The sequence below is a fragment of the Kribbella sp. NPDC051770 genome (genome assembly GCF_040681455.1).
In the GTDB taxonomy this organism is placed as follows: domain Bacteria; phylum Actinomycetota; class Actinomycetes; order Propionibacteriales; family Kribbellaceae; genus Kribbella.
This window is the reverse complement of the sequence record NZ_JBFAYT010000010.1, coordinates 109332-123509: the sequence shown is the minus strand read 5'-3', so window position 1 is coordinate 123509 and position 14178 is coordinate 109332. Positions and strand designations below refer to the sequence as shown.

The 14178-nt window shown below is 70.3% G+C and carries 13 protein-coding genes; 7 read left to right on the top strand and 6 right to left on the bottom strand.

The annotated features are described in order from the left end of the window. Nucleotides 1-80 precede the first annotated feature (80 nt). A complete protein-coding gene (locus AB0M01_RS29545; protein WP_363675219.1) occupies nucleotides 81-1601 on the bottom strand; it encodes a PfkB family carbohydrate kinase in 1521 nt (506 codons plus the stop codon). A gap of 390 nt (nucleotides 1602-1991) precedes the next feature. Between AB0M01_RS29545 and AB0M01_RS29540 the strand changes: the two genes are divergently transcribed. Next, nucleotides 1992-2648, top strand: coding sequence for a class I SAM-dependent methyltransferase (locus AB0M01_RS29540; protein WP_363675217.1), 657 nt, complete (start codon nucleotides 1992-1994; stop codon nucleotides 2646-2648). 109 nt (nucleotides 2649-2757) lie between these two features. Here AB0M01_RS29540 and AB0M01_RS29535 read toward each other — a convergent pair whose 3' ends face one another. From AB0M01_RS29535 to AB0M01_RS29520, 4 genes are all read right to left on the bottom strand, one after another. Next, on the bottom strand, nucleotides 2758-4167 hold the full coding sequence (locus AB0M01_RS29535; protein WP_363675215.1) for a metallopeptidase TldD-related protein: 1410 nt from the start codon (nucleotides 4165-4167) through the stop codon (nucleotides 2758-2760). Then, nucleotides 4164-5681: a TldD/PmbA family protein gene (locus AB0M01_RS29530; RefSeq protein ID WP_363675213.1), complete on the bottom strand. Its 1518-nt coding sequence runs from the start codon at nucleotides 5679-5681 to the stop codon at nucleotides 4164-4166. Before AB0M01_RS29530 ends, AB0M01_RS29535 begins: the two co-directional genes overlap by 4 nt. Before the next feature lie 70 nt (nucleotides 5682-5751). After that, on the bottom strand, nucleotides 5752-6300 hold the full coding sequence (locus tag AB0M01_RS29525; RefSeq protein ID WP_363675211.1) for a phosphotransferase: 549 nt from the start codon (nucleotides 6298-6300) through the stop codon (nucleotides 5752-5754). Nucleotides 6301-6339: 39 nt separating this feature from the next. Continuing rightward, nucleotides 6340-6984, bottom strand: a complete 645-nt coding sequence (locus AB0M01_RS29520) for an alpha/beta hydrolase (protein ID WP_363675208.1) — start codon at nucleotides 6982-6984, stop codon at nucleotides 6340-6342. Here AB0M01_RS29520 and AB0M01_RS29515 point away from each other — a divergent pair. Beyond that, complete coding sequence (locus AB0M01_RS29515; protein ID WP_363675206.1) at nucleotides 6928-7380, top strand: hypothetical protein; 453 nt, start codon at nucleotides 6928-6930, stop codon at nucleotides 7378-7380. The genes AB0M01_RS29520 and AB0M01_RS29515 overlap by 57 nt on opposite strands. On the opposite strand, the gene AB0M01_RS29510 is transcribed toward AB0M01_RS29515, so the two are convergent. After that, nucleotides 7377-8402 carry an NADPH:quinone reductase gene (locus AB0M01_RS29510; RefSeq protein ID WP_363675204.1) on the bottom strand — a complete coding sequence of 342 codons (1026 nt, stop codon included), beginning with the start codon at nucleotides 8400-8402 and terminating at the stop codon, nucleotides 7377-7379. The two genes, AB0M01_RS29515 and AB0M01_RS29510, sit on opposite strands and share 4 nt — an antisense overlap. A gap of 185 nt (nucleotides 8403-8587) precedes the next feature. Here AB0M01_RS29510 and AB0M01_RS29505 point away from each other — a divergent pair, with 185 nt between their 5' ends. From AB0M01_RS29505 to AB0M01_RS29485, 5 genes are read left to right on the top strand one after another with little or no spacing between them, the layout of a single operon-like run. Next, nucleotides 8588-9517 (top strand): ABC transporter permease, encoded by a 930-nt coding sequence (locus AB0M01_RS29505; RefSeq protein WP_363675202.1) that lies wholly within the window; start codon nucleotides 8588-8590, stop codon nucleotides 9515-9517. Beyond that, the gene (locus AB0M01_RS29500) at nucleotides 9517-10515 is read left to right on the top strand and encodes an ABC transporter permease (protein WP_363675200.1); all 999 of its coding nucleotides are present in this window, start codon (nucleotides 9517-9519) and stop codon (nucleotides 10513-10515) included. The genes AB0M01_RS29505 and AB0M01_RS29500 overlap by 1 nt, the downstream gene beginning before the upstream one ends. Continuing rightward, nucleotides 10508-11524, top strand: a complete 1017-nt coding sequence (locus AB0M01_RS29495) for an ABC transporter ATP-binding protein (RefSeq protein ID WP_363675198.1) — start codon at nucleotides 10508-10510, stop codon at nucleotides 11522-11524. Before AB0M01_RS29500 ends, AB0M01_RS29495 begins: the two co-directional genes overlap by 8 nt. After that, nucleotides 11521-12510, top strand: a complete 990-nt coding sequence (locus tag AB0M01_RS29490; protein ID WP_363675196.1) for an ABC transporter ATP-binding protein — start codon at nucleotides 11521-11523, stop codon at nucleotides 12508-12510. The genes AB0M01_RS29495 and AB0M01_RS29490 overlap by 4 nt, the downstream gene beginning before the upstream one ends. Then, nucleotides 12507-14177 carry an ABC transporter substrate-binding protein gene (locus AB0M01_RS29485; protein ID WP_363675194.1) on the top strand — a complete coding sequence of 557 codons (1671 nt, stop codon included), beginning with the start codon at nucleotides 12507-12509 and terminating at the stop codon, nucleotides 14175-14177. Before AB0M01_RS29490 ends, AB0M01_RS29485 begins: the two co-directional genes overlap by 4 nt. Nucleotide 14178 lies beyond the last annotated feature (1 nt).

The window sequence follows — 14178 nt, the reverse complement described above, 5'->3', positions numbered from 1 at the left end:
GCCAAAACGGCGCGCCGGTTGCCAAAAGGCAGCGGCGGCGTCCCCAGGCAGCCGCGCGGCGGCGTGCGCCCGTCTTACGCTCAGAAGTTCTGGGCCTCGCGGAGCTTGCGGTTGATGCGGTCGCGGTCGGGCATCGTGGTGGCCAGGGAGAAGTCCTCGGCGGCGCAGGCCATCGCGGCGGTGACCCAGCGGGCGATGGCGGCGGTGAGGGTGGGGCCGTCGTCGATGAGTTTGGCGGCCAGGGCGGCGCAGAAGGCGTCGCGGGTGATCGAGACCTCTTTGAAGGGGGAGCGGGAGACCGTCGGGAGGCGGTCGATCGTCGGGGCGGTGCGGGAGTAGATCAGGCCGCCGCCGTTGCCGAGCAGGCAGAGGGTGCCGACGCCGGCGTCCAGGAAGTGCTCGCCGAGGCGGTCGGCGTCGAAGCGGTCCTGGTCGGTCGGGCGGTAGCGCTCCAGCTCCCAGGCGTGCGCGACCAGGTAGTCGATCTGGGCGAGCGCCGGGCGGGAGATGCGGCCGTCGGTGTGCGGCTGGCCGGGGGTGACGATGATGATCGGGTGCGCTTCGTTCGAGTGCGCCAGGCTCAGGGTGCGCTGGACCGTTTCGCGCGGGACCTCGAAGGTGAGCAGCAGCGCGTCGCACTCCGCGATCTGCCGGCCGAGCAGGTCGACGTCGCGGACGGTCAGGCTGATCTCCTTCTCGTTGCGCCACACCGCCGCGATGCTGTCGCCGAGCGAGAGCTCGAAGACGCCGGTCATCGGCGTACGGGCTCCACGGACGATCTTCAGCAGCGACGTGTCCACGTTCTCCGCGCGCAGGTGCTGGACGATCTCGTGGCCGAACGGGTCGTCGGCGACCGCGGCGACGAGCGACACCTTCAGGCCGAGGCGCGCTGCGGCGATCGCCTGGGTGACGCCCTTGCCGCCGGGGGTGAGGGTGAAGTCGTGCGCGGGGACGGAGGTCTCGTGCTGCGGGATCATCCGGGTGCGGAAGATCGCGTCCATCACCGCGCCGCCGACCACGAGAACACGGCCCGCGGGAGCGGTCGGAGGTGGATCGGGGTCGCTCGCACTGGACAGCGGGCCGGCGGTAGGGGAGACCGGGCCGGGCTGGATCAGGCGGCGGGCGAGCTGACGGAGGACCTCGGGTTCGGTGCTGCCGCGCAACGTTCGGTCGCTCGGCGGCTCGATGGACGGCTCGCCCATCGCGTCGTGGAGACGGCGCCAGTTGGCGAGCAGGGTCGCGCGGCGACGGCCGACGGCGCCCGCACGCAGCGACTGGATCACCTTGTCGTCGAGGCCGTGCTGGGCGTAGACGTCGGCGAGCACACCGAGACCCAGTACGGCGTCCGCGACGATCCGGTGGGTCGCGTTCGTGGTGTCGCGCACGGCCTGGGCAATGATCTGGAGCGCCGCGTCGGGCCGGCCGATCTCCTGGCGCTCCGCGTGGGCGCGGACGACGGGGAGGTTGAGGAGGGAGGCGACGTCCTCGTTCTTGGTGTCCTCGAGCCTGGCCAGAACCACGCCGGCCCGCATTCGGAGCGCCCTCAGCGCATGCGTCAGTACGACGGCGTCGGATGAGTCCGGATCATCGCGGTTGGCCATTCGCCCCCCGGCTTCATCGTGGTTCACCTCCAGTATGGGAAGGGCGCGGCGGGGGCGCGCGGCGTACCGGAGTGTTCGTTTCGGCGTGGTGGGGCAGCGGCTCACTCGCTGAGGCCGTCTGTGTGGCGCGGTGAGGACTCAGTTGGATACCAACCGGCTCACAGGTCTGATGACGGCGCGTAGCGGGACCGGTTGGTATGTCCGGACCTGGTGGCGCGTTCCGCTGTGCTGGTGGGCGGGCGGTGGCTGGTGCTTGCTAATGGCAACAAAATTTCGGTGGAGTCGTTGCAGTCGGCAAGGACGGCCGCGGGGAGACGGGCCGGGAGATGTCGCGTAGGCTGCAGCGGTCTGCTGGTCCTCCCGACCGGCACGGCGAACACGGGGAGCAACATGAAGACTGAGCAGGAGCTCGCGAGGGCTCAGCAGGACAGGTGGCAGCGCGCGTACGACGACAAGCCGCGCCTGCACGGGCCGGAGCCGTCGGCGCTGGCCCGGTGGACGGTGCGACTCTTCGGTGCCGCGGGCATCGACGACGTCCTCGAACTCGGCGCCGGCCACGGCCGCGACGCGCTGTACCTGGCCCGCCAGGGTTTCAGCGTGCACGCGACCGACTTCAGCGAGTCAGCCCTCCACCAGCTCCGGCTGGACGCACAGCGTGACGGCCTCGACGACCGAGTGACCGCGGCGCTGCACGACGTACGGGACCCCTTGCCGCCCGCGGATGCGACGGTCAACGCCGTCTACGCGAACCTGCTCCTCAACATGGCCTTCACCCGCACCGAGCTCCGCTCCCTGCTCAACGAAATCCGCCGCGTGCTGCGCCCCGGCGGCCTGTTCGTCTACTCGGTCTGGTCCACCGAAGACCCCTGCTACGCCAAGTCCCCCGAGGTAGGCGACGGCCTGTACTCCAAGGACGGCTTCGCCGCCCGCTTCTTCGACCCGACCCTGATCAACGACCTCGCCGACCAGTGGGAACTCGGCGGCGCGGACCTGTACGACGAGGGCCGCCGCAAGCTGTGGAGAGTAACCCAGGCCAAGCCAGCCTGAGTTTTCTGACGGGCGCCCGGCGAGCGCTCCGTGTACGTCCTCAACTCCAGCCAGTTCCTCACTCGGCGCACCGGCCCCTTGGCCGGTGCGCCTCTTGCTCGTGTTGGGGTCAGTTCGCCTGGCTGGGGGTGGACATGTTGAAGTCGGGGATGAGGAGGGGTGGGGTGGCGGTGCGGGAGAAGTCGTCGCCCCATTCTCGGGAGAAGGAGGGGACGGTGGCGCCGGCTTGGGTGAAGCGGGTGAGGAGGTCGATGGGGCTTTCGTTGAAGCGGAAGTTGTTGACGGCGGCGGTGACTTCGCCGTTCTCGACCTGGTAGACGCCGTCGCGGGTGAGGCCGGTGACGAGGAGGGTTTGGGGGTCTACGACTCGGATGTACCAGAGGCAGGTGAGGAGGAGGCCGTTGTCCATGCCGGCGACGAGGTCGTCGACCGAGCCGGTGGCGCCGTCTACGGAGAGGATGTAGTTGTCGATGGCGGGGGTGGCCGCCGACGTTCCTGCCAAGGACGCGGTGAAGCGGCTTTGCATGAGGTTTTCGAGTTTGCCGGAGCGGATCCAGTCCGTCGCGGTGAGAGTTAGGCCGTTGTCGAAGACGCTTGAGGCGCCGCCGGAGGAGCGGGCTACGGCGAAGGGGAACGTCTCCAGGCCTGGGAGGTGCGGGTCGGAGCGGAGGTTCACCGGGTGCGGTGACAGGGTCTCGCCGACTCGGGAACCGCCGCCAGGCTTGGAGAATGGGCTGTTGCCGTCGGCGGCGTCTCGGCCGTCCAGCGTCCAGAACAGGTACGTCGTGAGGTCGGCCACCGCGGCGGGCGGGAGGATCGTGGGGTGGCGGCCGGCGTCGACCGAGACGGTGCGCTGGGCCCAGCCGAGGCGGCGGGTCAGTTCGGCGTCGAGGGAGAGCGGGTCGATGTCGGTGAAGTCGCGGGTCGCGGCGCCGGCCCAGGCGGACTGGGACAGGTCGCCGGACTTGCCGGTGGCGCTGACGAAACCGCGGGGGAGCGAGTGCCGCAGGCGCAGGCCGGCGGACGAACCGGCGTACAGGGTGACGACCTCGTGGTCGGCGAAGCCGTAGAGCCAGCGGCCTTCGCGGCCGGCGCGGGCCAGGACCTCGCCGAGTGCGGGCGCGAACTTCTCGTACACGCCGACCGACGTCTCGTCGGCCTCGTCGTCCCAGCCGGGGCCGACGGTGCCGTCGACGAGTGGGCGGGCGTCCTCGGCCGGTTCGGCCTCGCGGGCGGTCGCGACCGCGGCCTCGACGATCTCGCGCAGCGACTCCGACGTCACCGACGAGCGGCTGACGATGCCGACCGCAGTCCCTTCGCCCGCGCCGACGGTCGCGATCACTGTGACGCTGCTGCCGCGCATCGCGCCGTTCGTGGTCAGGGTGTTGTTCGCCCAGCGCAGGTTCGCGCTCGAGGTCTCGGCGACGAGGACGACACAGCCCTCGGCTCCCGCGGCGGCCGCCAGGTCGAGGGCCTGCTCGACGGTGTCCTGCGGGGTGAGCTGAATGGCGGTCGTCACCGGCCGGCCTCCTGCGTGGTGTTGAGGATGTTGACGTCGCGGAACAGGGCGGACGGGCAGCCGTGGGTCACCGCGCCGGACTGGGACGGCTGCGCCTTGCCGCAGTTCAGCGCGCCGCCGAGCAGGTACGTCTGTGGGCCACCGACCGCCTCCATCGAACCCCAGAACTCGGTGGTGGTCGCCTGGTACGCGACGTCGCGGAGCTGGCCGTCGAGCTTGCCGTCGGTGATCTTGAAGAACCGCTGCCCGGTGAACTGGAAGTTGTAGCGCTGCATGTCGATCGACCAGGACTTGTCGCCGACGATGTAGATCCCGTTCTGCACCCGGCTGATCAGCTCCTCGGTCGAGGGGCCGTCGGGCGCGGGCTGCAGCGAGACGTTCGCCATCCGCTGGATCGGGATGTGCCCGGAGGAGTCGGCGTACGCACAGCCGTTGGAGCGTGGTGTGCCGAGCACGTCCTCGTTGACCTTCGCCATCCGGCGGTCGACCTGGTACCCGACGAGGATGCCGTCCTTGACCAGGTCCCACTGCTGACCGGCGACGCCCTCGTCGTCGTACCCGACGGTCGACAGGCCGTGCTCGGCGGTGCGGTCGCCGGTGACGTGCATGACCGGCGAGCCGTACTTCAGCGTGCCGAGCTGGTCGAGGGTCGCGAAGCTGGTGCCTGCGTAGTTCGCCTCGTAGCCGAGCGCGCGGTCGAGCTCGGTGGCGTGGCCGATCGACTCGTGGATGGTCAGCCAGAGGTTCGTCGGGTCGACGACCACGTCGTACCGGCCCGGTTCGACGCTCGGGGCAACCATCTTGTCGGCCAGCCAGCCGGGCATCCGGGCGAGCTCGCCGTCCCAGTCCCAGCCGGTGCCGGTCATGTACTCCCAGCCGCGACCGGCCGGGGGTGCGCAGGTCGTCATCGTGTCGAAGCGGCCCGACTCGGGGTCGACCGAGACGGCCTGGATCGAGGGACCGATCCGGACGCGTTGCTGCGTGTACGACGTACCTTCGGAGTTCGCGTAGAACTTGCACTCGTGCACGGACGCGACGTGCGCGGTGACGTGCGTGACGCCGTCGGCCTCGAGCAGCCGGCGGCTGTAGTCGGCGAGCAGCGCGACCTTCTCCGCCCGCGGCACGCTGAACGGGTCGATCTCGTACGACGACACCCAGGTGACGTCGTCGTACACCGGCTCCTCGGCCAGCTCGATCGGCTCGGTGTTGATCGGCCGCGAGACCTGCGCCAGGTTCACCGCCTGCTCGGCGACGGCGACCGCGCTGTCGGTGGTCAGCGCGACGGCGGCGGCGAACCCCCACGTCCCGTCGTGGATGACGCGCACGGCCAGCCCGAGGTCCTCGTCGTCGCGCGCGTTCTCCAGCGCGCCGTCGCGCAGCGAGATCGACTCCGACCGGATCCGCTCCAGCCGGAACTCCGCGAAACTCGCGCCGAGATCCTTGGCACGTTGCAGGGCGGCACCGGCCAGCTCGTGGCGCGGCAGGGCAAGGAACGACTCGTCGAGATCAGGCACGACCACGACCTTAGTACGTCGTACGGACCGTTTTCGCGTGGATCGAATTCCTTGTGGACAACGGCGCTGGTCAGCAGCCGATCCGTCGGTCCTCCCAGTCGAGGAAGGCGATCTCGCCGTCGTACGACGTGCGCATGTTGCGCGCCGAGGCGTCGCCGTGAACGAGGGTGGGTGGTCCGGCGGACGCGGCACGTTGTTCGGCGGCGGGGACCTGACCCACGAGGTCGTCGCCCAGGGCGCGGACGGCCGGCGTCAGGTCGGGCCTGTTGCGCGCGGTGGTCCAGGTTTCGGTGAAGAGGGTGTCGACAAGGTCGGAGACGTCGTCCTGAGCCAGCCACGGCCATTCGGTGAAGGCACGGCCTTCCCAGCGCCTGTGCAGGCCGGCGAGCAGCCGCGCCGCTTCAACGGGGTCGGCGCCGAGGCGCCAGTCGGAGAGGTCTTCGAGCTCGAGGTGAGTCGCGCCGTGGTGCTCCTCGGCGAGGAAGCAGGCCGGGACGCGGACGCCGACGGCTGAGCCGAGCTCGCGGTAGAAGCGGACCTCGCGGGTGAACATCTGCAGGCGGTCGGGGATCGAGCCCGGCGCGGCCGGCTCACGACGCTTGGTGAAGGTCTTCGGCACCGTGGCATCGTCGCAGAGCTGCGCGATGGCGCAACGGGGTTACCGGGTGCCGCGGACGGCTCGGATCACCAGGTCGGGGCGGTCGACGTGGATGTAGTGCCCGGCGTCGGGGACGACGGTGTGGTGGGCGTTGGCCGCGGCGGCCAAAGCTTCTTGAACCACGAGGACTGGTTCGACGAAGGCTTGTGGGCGGCCCTTCATGGCGGTGAAGAGGGTGATGGGGATGTCGGGCCAGGTTGCGGAGGCGCGGTGGTGGGCGATGGCGGGGAGGTGGTCGAGGATCATCGGGATCTCGTCGAGGATGGTGAAGAGCTGGGCGTCGGTCTCGACGTACGAGAGGTAGGCGTCGCGCAGGAGGGGCTCGTTGGCGGTCTCGGCGGTTTGGGTGGCCAGGTCCTGGGCGGCGGGGAGGATGGCGGCGGCGCGGGGGTCTGAGGGGGTGGGGTGGCGGGAGGCCTCGGCGAATTCCTCGGGAGTGAGGGAGTCGGACCACAGGGCCTCGTGGGACGGGTCGAGGAGGACCAGGCCCTTCAGCAGGTCGGGGCGTTGCCAGGTGACGAGCTGGGAGAGCAGGCCGCCCCAGCTGTGGCCGACGAGGACTACCAGGATCCGAACTACGCCATGCTCATGCAGGGGATCGGGACCTCGTTCAAGGACCATCCGGGCTGGAAGGCCGAGGGGCACGGGCCGGTGGTGCGGGCGACCTGGTTGATCCACGACATGTCGGTCTGGCGGCTCGATCTGATCTACACTGGCGCGGAGGGCGGCCCGTGGGTGGCGACGTTCGAGAGCCGGAACGGCGGGACGTTGCCGGACAAGCCGGTCTGGCATCCAGCGGCTGACAGCGGGGCGTTGCTGTCGGCGCTGGCTCAGCTGGGGATGACCTCGGAGAAGGCGACCGACGGTGCGACGCCCGAGGTCGCTGTCGCGGAGGATGTGGCGGCTGCTGCCACCACATCCACCAACGCGTTCACCGGGTGGCGCTGGGCGCTGCCGGGAGTACTGGTCGGCGCAGTGCTTGCGGTGCTCGCGGTCAAGTTCTGGCCGCGGCGGCGCTGGGAGCTGATCGACCAGGACTAGAGGTCGGCCACCTGGATCAGAACCTTGCCCACGGCACCTGATTCGACGGCACGGTGGGCGTCGCCGGTCTGATCCAGGGAGTACGAGAGCAGCGGCAGTCCGGCGTCCTCGCCCACGGGGAGGGCGCCGGCGCCGATCGCCGCGGTGACGTCCTGGGCCGCGGTGGTCAGCTTGTCCCAGCCGGCCGAGTAGAGCAGGACGAACTGGTAGCGCGCGTTGAGGTTCATGTTCTGCCGGATGTCCAGCGCGAACGGCTGCCCGCCGTCGTTGGCGTAGATCGCGATCGTGCCGCGCGGCCGCAGTACGGCGAGATCGAGGTCGCTGTTGCTGCCTGCGGCGACCTCGACGATCACGTCGACGCCGTCGGGAGCGATCGCGCGGATTTGGTCCGCGGCATCGGCGTCGCGGTAGTTGACCGTGTGGTGCGCACCGGCGGCCGTCGCGTACGCCGCCTTGGCGTCGCCGCTCACCGTCGCGATGACGGTCGCGCCGGCCCAGCGGGCGAGCTGCACGGCCGCGTGGCCGACCGCGCCCGCGCCTCCGGCGACCAGCACGGTCCGGCCGTCGAGCGCGCCGGGCGCCAGGCGGGACGGGCCGTCCTCGGCGACGGTGAGCGCGCGGTGCGCGGTGATCGCGGGGACACCGACGCTCGCGCCGATGTCGAAGGACGCACCATCAGGCAGCGGGAACACACGCGAGGCGGGAACGACGGTGTACTCCTGAGCGGTTCCGCTCGCAGGTCGCTGGTACGCCGCCAGAGTCACCCAGACCCGGTCACCCACAGCCGGCCCAGACACGTCCGAGCCAACCGCGTCGATCACCCCGGCGCCGTCCTGGTTCGGCACCGACAGCGGGATCTCCGTGTCGCCGTACGCCCCGCTGCGCGACTTCCAGTCGGTTGGGTTCACCCCCGAGACCGCGATCCGCACCCGCACCTCCCCGGGCCCCGGCGCGGGCACCTCGAGATCGGTCACTCGCAGTACGTCGGCGTTCCCCAACTCGCTGTGCACAACGGCTCGCATCGCTGCTCCCGGGTCCATGGTCGTTGCCAACCACAACCCCGCCACCGGCGCCGATCTTCCCGGCGACGCAAAAATCCACTAGATGGATAGACATTCTCACTATTCAAGACAGGAGCAGGATGGTGGAAGACTCTGGCCTACCGTCATCCGGCTGGGTTTCCAGTCCATCGTTGTCAGGAGTGCTCGTGAGTACCTCGGTCGCCACGGCCGTCTCACCGACCCGGCAGGCCCTGCGCCGTGTCCGCCGGGACCGCAGTGCCCGGCTCGGCGCCGTCCTGGTCGTCGTACTGATCATCATCGCGGCGGCCGCGCCGCTGCTGGTCAAGCTCGAGGGGCAGGACGCCTACACGTACAACATCGGTCTGCTCGACCCCCTGCGCGGCAACGCCCCGCGCGGCGCGGTCGGTGGGCTGAGCGGCGACCACTGGTTCGGCGTCGAGCCGCTGACCGGCCGCGACCTGTTCGCGATCACCGTGCTCGGCCTGCGTACGTCGCTGTTCATCGCCGTCGTCGCGACCGCGATCACCACCGTGCTCGGCACGCTGGTCGGCATCAGCGCGGCGTACTTCGGCGGCTGGTACGACGCGGTCGTGTCGCGGCTGCTCGACTTCCTGTTCGGCTTCCCGCAGCTCGTCTTCATGATTGCCCTGGGCATCATTGTCCCGTCCGGCTTCCCGCGCTGGCTGCTGCTGATCCTGGTGCTCAGCGTGTTCGGCTGGGCCGGTCTGGCCCGGCTGATCCGCAACCAGGCGCGCTCGCTGGTCACCCGCGAGTTCGTCGAGGCGGCCCGCTCGGCCGGTTCCGGCGGCTGGCACGTGGTCACCCGCGAGCTGCTGCCGAACCTGCTCGGCCCGGTGCTCGTGATCGCGACGATGGCCGTGCCGGGCGTGATCGGGACCGAGGCCGCGCTGTCGTTCCTCGGCGTCGGCGTGACGCCGCCGACCCCGAGCCTGGGCCGGTCGATCTCCGACTCGATCGCCTGGGTCTACACCGGCTCCGACCCGTGGTTCCTGGTCTTCCCCGGCGCGATGCTGTTCCTCGCCGTACTGGGGTTCACGCTGCTCGGGGATGGCGTCCGGGACGCGTTCGACGTGCGGCTGCGGAGGGCGAACTGATGCCCGACCTGGTGTGGTTCGTGATCCGCCGGCTGCTGGCGACCGTCCTGGTGATGCTCGCACTGAGCCTGGCCGTCTACCTGATCTTCTACGCGCTGCCCGCCGACCCGGCGCGGCTCGGCTGCGGCAAACCCTGTACGCCGGACCGCCTGGAGCAGGCGCGGCACTTCATGCAGCTCGACCAGAGCGTCGTCCAGCAGTACCTGAACTTCCTCAAGGGCATCGTCGCGGGTCGCAGCTTCGGCGAGGGCGCGGCGACGGTGCAGTGCAACGCACCCTGCTTCGGGTACTCGTTCCCGCTGGCTCGCCCGGTCACCACGCTGATCATCAGCCGGCTGCCCGTCACCTTGTCGATCGCGCTCGGCGCAGCCGTGCTGTGGCTGATCGTCGGCGTCTCGCTCGGCGTCGGTGCGGCGCTCAAGCGCGGCAAGCTGCTCGACCGCGCGGCCGTCGGGTTCGCGCTGGTCGGGGTGGCGTCGCCGTCGTTCCTGGTCGGGCTGCTGGCGATCCTGATCTTCGGTTTCTGGCTGAACATGGTCCCGGTCAACGGCTACGTGCCGCTGACCGAGAGCCCGGTCGACTGGGCCTGGCACCTGATCACGCCGTGGCTGGTGCTGGCGGCGCTGAACGCCGCGTCGTACATCAGATTGACCAGGGCGCAGATGCTCGAGGAGCTCAACCTCGACCACATCACCACCGCCCGGGCCAAGGGCGCGGGCGAGGGCCGGGTCGTCGTGGTGCACGGCCTGCGCGGTGTGCTGGTCCCGATCGTGACGATCTTCGGGCTCGACCTCGGTGGTCTGCTCGGCGGCGCGATCCTGACCGAGAAGGTGTTCAGCATGCAGGGGCTCGGCGAGCTGCTGATCAGCGGCGTCGGGCAGCTCGACGTCGCGGTCGTGGTCGGGGTGACGCTGTTCGCGGCGTTCCTGGTGATCGTCGCCAACCTGGTGGTGGACGTGCTGCACGGAGTTCTCGACCCGAGGGTTGGCCATGCCTGATCTCACGCCTGATCTCAAGCCCGTACTCGAAGTGCACGACCTGCACGTCACCTTCACGACCGAGGGCGGGCCGGTGCCGGCCGTGGCCGGGATCGACTTCGCGGTCGCGCCCGGCCAGACGCTGGCCATCGTCGGCGAGTCCGGCTCCGGCAAGAGCGTCAGCTCGGCCGCGGTGATGGGCCTGCTGCCGTCGAACGCCGCGGTCGAGGGCGAGGTGCTGCTCGGCGGCCGCGAGCTGGTCGGGCTGTCGAACGAGGAGCTGCGCAAGATCCGCGGCAACGACATCGCCTTGGTCTTCCAGGACGCGCTGTCCGCGCTCAACCCGTACTACTCGGTCGGCTGGCAGATCGCCGAGGCGTACCGGCTGCACCACGACGCGTCGAAGAAGGAAGCCTGGAAGCGGGCGGTCCGGATGCTCGACCTGGTCGGTATCCCGGCGGCCGAGCAGCGGGCCCGGTCGTACCCGCACGAGTTCTCCGGGGGAATGCGGCAGCGGGTCGTGATCGCTATGGCTTTGGTGAACGACCCCAAGGTGCTGATCGCGGACGAGCCGACGACCGCGCTCGACGTGACGGTCCAGGCGCAGATCCTGCGGCTGCTCGAGGACGTCCAGCGCGAGTTCGACACCGCGCTGGTGCTGATCTCGCACGACCTCGGGGTGGTCGCCGAGGTCGCCGACGACATCCTGGTGATGTACGCCGGGCGCGCGGCCGAGCGCGGCACGGTTCGCGACCTGTTCTTCCGGGCGGCGCACCCGTACAGCCTCGGGCTGCTCGGCGCGATGCCGCGGGTGGACGTCCCGCCGCGGCACCGGTTGGCAACGATTCCCGGGAGCCCGCCGTCGCCGGGGTCGGTGAAGACCGGGTGCCCGTTCCAGCCGCGGTGCGCGTACGCCGTACAGGTGGGGGAGCGGTGCGTGACCGAACGGCCCGAGCTGACGCCGCGGCCGGGTGAGGGCGACCACGAGGCTGCTTGTCACCTCGGGCGCCGGCCGGAGGTGAAGGCATGACCGAGGAACTGTTGCGGCTGGACGGCGTGAAGAAGTACTTCGGTGTCCGCGGTGTGCCGTTCCGCAAGGCGGGCGCTGTCCGGGCCGTCGACGGGATCGACTTCGTCGTCCGGAAAGGCGAGACCGTCGGTCTGGTCGGCGAGTCCGGCTCCGGGAAGTCGACGCTCGCGCGCCTCGCCATGCGGCTGCTCGACCCGACCGCCGGGACGGTCAGCATCGCCGGCCAGGACGTCACCAAACTGCGCGGCCGTCGGCTCCGGCCGGTTCGCCGCAAGATCCAGATGGTCTTCCAGGACCCGCAGGCCTCGCTCAACCCGCGGCAGTCGGTCGGCACGATCCTGTCGACGCCGTTCCGGGCGCAGGGGATCAAGCCGAGCCGCGCCCAGCTGATCGAGCTGCTGCAGCAGGTCGGGCTGTCCGAGGAGCACCTCGAGCGGTACCCGCACGAGTTCTCCGGCGGGCAGCGCCAGCGGATCGGCATCGCCCGGGCGCTCGCGGTGAAGCCCGAGCTGCTGGTCTGCGACGAACCGGTCTCCGCGCTCGACGTGTCGGTCCAGGCCCAGGTGCTCAACCTGCTCGCCGATCTGCGCGACGAGCTCGGCCTGTCGTACGTGCTGGTCGCGCACGACCTGGCCGTCGTACGGCAGGTGGCTGATCGGCTGGCCGTCATGTACCTCGGCACGATCGTCGAGGAGGGCCCGGCCGCCGACGTGTACGCCAACCCGGCGCACCCGTACACGCGGGCGCTGCTGTCCGCCGTACCGGTTCCTGAACCAGGCGCCGTGCGGGAGCGGATCGTGCTGACCGGTGACGTGCCGACGCCGATCGACCCGCCGTCCGGCTGTCCGTTCCGGACCCGGTGCTACAAGGCCCAGGACGTCTGCGCGACGGTCCGGCCGGCCCTCGAAGAAGTCAGCGGCGAGCACCGGGTCGCCTGCTACTTCCCCGAAACTTCCGAACCCCCACTGTCTGAGAGGACCTCATGAAGAGCATCACCCGGGCGGTCGCTGTCGCAGGGGCGCTGGCCCTCGCGCTGGCCGCCTGCAACGCCAACGACAAGTCCACGCCCGGCGCGGGTGGCGACGCCACCGCGGAGAAGGGCGGCACGCTGCACTACCTGAGCACCAGCAAGGAGATCAGCTACGACCCGGCCAAGAGCCAGAACCTCGGGATCAGCGGCATCCACCTGGTGCTGCGCGGCCTGACCTCGTGGAAGACCACCGAGGGCAAGGGCGCCGAGCTGGTGCCGGACCTGGCCACCGACACCGGGCAGGGCTCCGACGGCGGCAAGACCTGGACGTACAAGCTCAAGCCGGGCCTCAAGTACGCCGACGGGTCGCCGATCGTTGCCGCCGACATCAAGTACGGCGTCGAGCGGTCGTTCGCGCCGGAGCTGTCCGGTGGTCTGGGCTACCACAAGGCGCTGCTGGCCGGAGCCGAGAAGTACACCGGCCCGTACAAGGGCCAGGAGCTGGCGTCGGTCGAGGCGCCGGACGAGACCACGATCGTGTTCAAGCTGAACAAGCCGTACGGCGACTGGCCGTGGATCGTCAGCATGCCGGCCTTCTCGCCGGTGCCGAAGAAGGCCGACACCGACCCCGCGCACTACGGCGAGGACCCGGTGGCCAGCGGCCCCTACCAGGTCAAGCAGTACGTGCCCGGCTCGAAGCTCGAGCTGGAGCGCAACCCGAACTGGGACCAGGCGACCGACCCGGCGCGGACCGCGCTGCCGGACTCGATCGTCACCGACATGGGTCTGCAGCCGGACGTGGTGAACCAGCGGCTGATCGCCGACGCCGGTGACGACAAGTTCTCCGCCGCGACCGGTGTCTCGGTGCCGGCCGCGCTGATCCCGACCGTGACCGGCAACCCGGCGGTGAAGGCCCGCGTCGCGACCTCGCCGTCGGGGGCGCTGCAGTACCTGGCGATGAACAACAAGCGCCCGGCGCTGGCCAACCCCGAGGTCCGCAAGGCGATCCAGTACGCCGTCGACAAGCAGGCCGTCCAGGTCGCCGTCGGCGGTCCGGAGTTCGGTGGCGAGCTCGCGACGACGCTGATCACGCCGGGCATCGAGGGCTACAGCAAGTTCGACCTGTACCCGGCACCGCCGCAGGGCGACCCGGAGAAGGCCAAGACGATGCTGGCCGCGGCCGGCGCCACGAACCTCAACCTGGTGCTGGCCGCCGACAACCTGAAGCTCGGCGTCGCGCAGGCGATCCAGCAGGGCCTGAAGCGGGCCGGGATCACGGTCACCATCAAGCCGTACGAGGCCGAGGCGCTGGAAGAGGTGCAGACCAACGCCAAGGGCGACTACGACCTGACCGTCGGCAGCTGGCTGCCGGACTTCCCGAGCGCGATCGGCAACATCCAGCCGCTGTTCGCCTCGTCGGAGATCGGCAACGGCGGGTACAACCTGTCCCGGTACTCCAACCCGGCCGTGGACACGGCGATCGCCGCCGCGACCGGTGAGCCGGACCGGGCCAAGGCCGCGACCCAGTGGGCGGCGCTGGACAAGCAGATCCTCGGTGACTCGCCGATGGTTCCGCTGCTCTACGCCCGCAACGCGTTCCTGCACGGGTCGAAGGTGCAGAACTTCTACCTGAGCGCCTACCCGCCGTACGCGAACACGCTGATCGTCGGGCTGAGCAAGTAGC

Coding starts and splice junctions, on each gene's coding strand:
- AB0M01_RS29545 (WP_363675219.1), bottom strand. CDS start 1,601: ATGGCCAACCGCGATGATCCGGACTCATCCGACGCCGTCGTACTGACG.
- AB0M01_RS29540 (WP_363675217.1), top strand. CDS start 1,992: ATGAAGACTGAGCAGGAGCTCGCGAGGGCTCAGCAGGACAGGTGGCAG.
- AB0M01_RS29515 (WP_363675206.1), top strand. CDS start 6,928: ATGCAGGGGATCGGGACCTCGTTCAAGGACCATCCGGGCTGGAAGGCC.
- AB0M01_RS29510 (WP_363675204.1), bottom strand. CDS start 8,402: ATGCGAGCCGTTGTGCACAGCGAGTTGGGGAACGCCGACGTACTGCGA.
- AB0M01_RS29500 (WP_363675200.1), top strand. CDS start 9,517: ATGCCCGACCTGGTGTGGTTCGTGATCCGCCGGCTGCTGGCGACCGTC.
- AB0M01_RS29495 (WP_363675198.1), top strand. CDS start 10,508: ATGCCTGATCTCACGCCTGATCTCAAGCCCGTACTCGAAGTGCACGAC.
- AB0M01_RS29490 (WP_363675196.1), top strand. CDS start 11,521: ATGACCGAGGAACTGTTGCGGCTGGACGGCGTGAAGAAGTACTTCGGT.
- AB0M01_RS29485 (WP_363675194.1), top strand. CDS start 12,507: ATGAAGAGCATCACCCGGGCGGTCGCTGTCGCAGGGGCGCTGGCCCTC.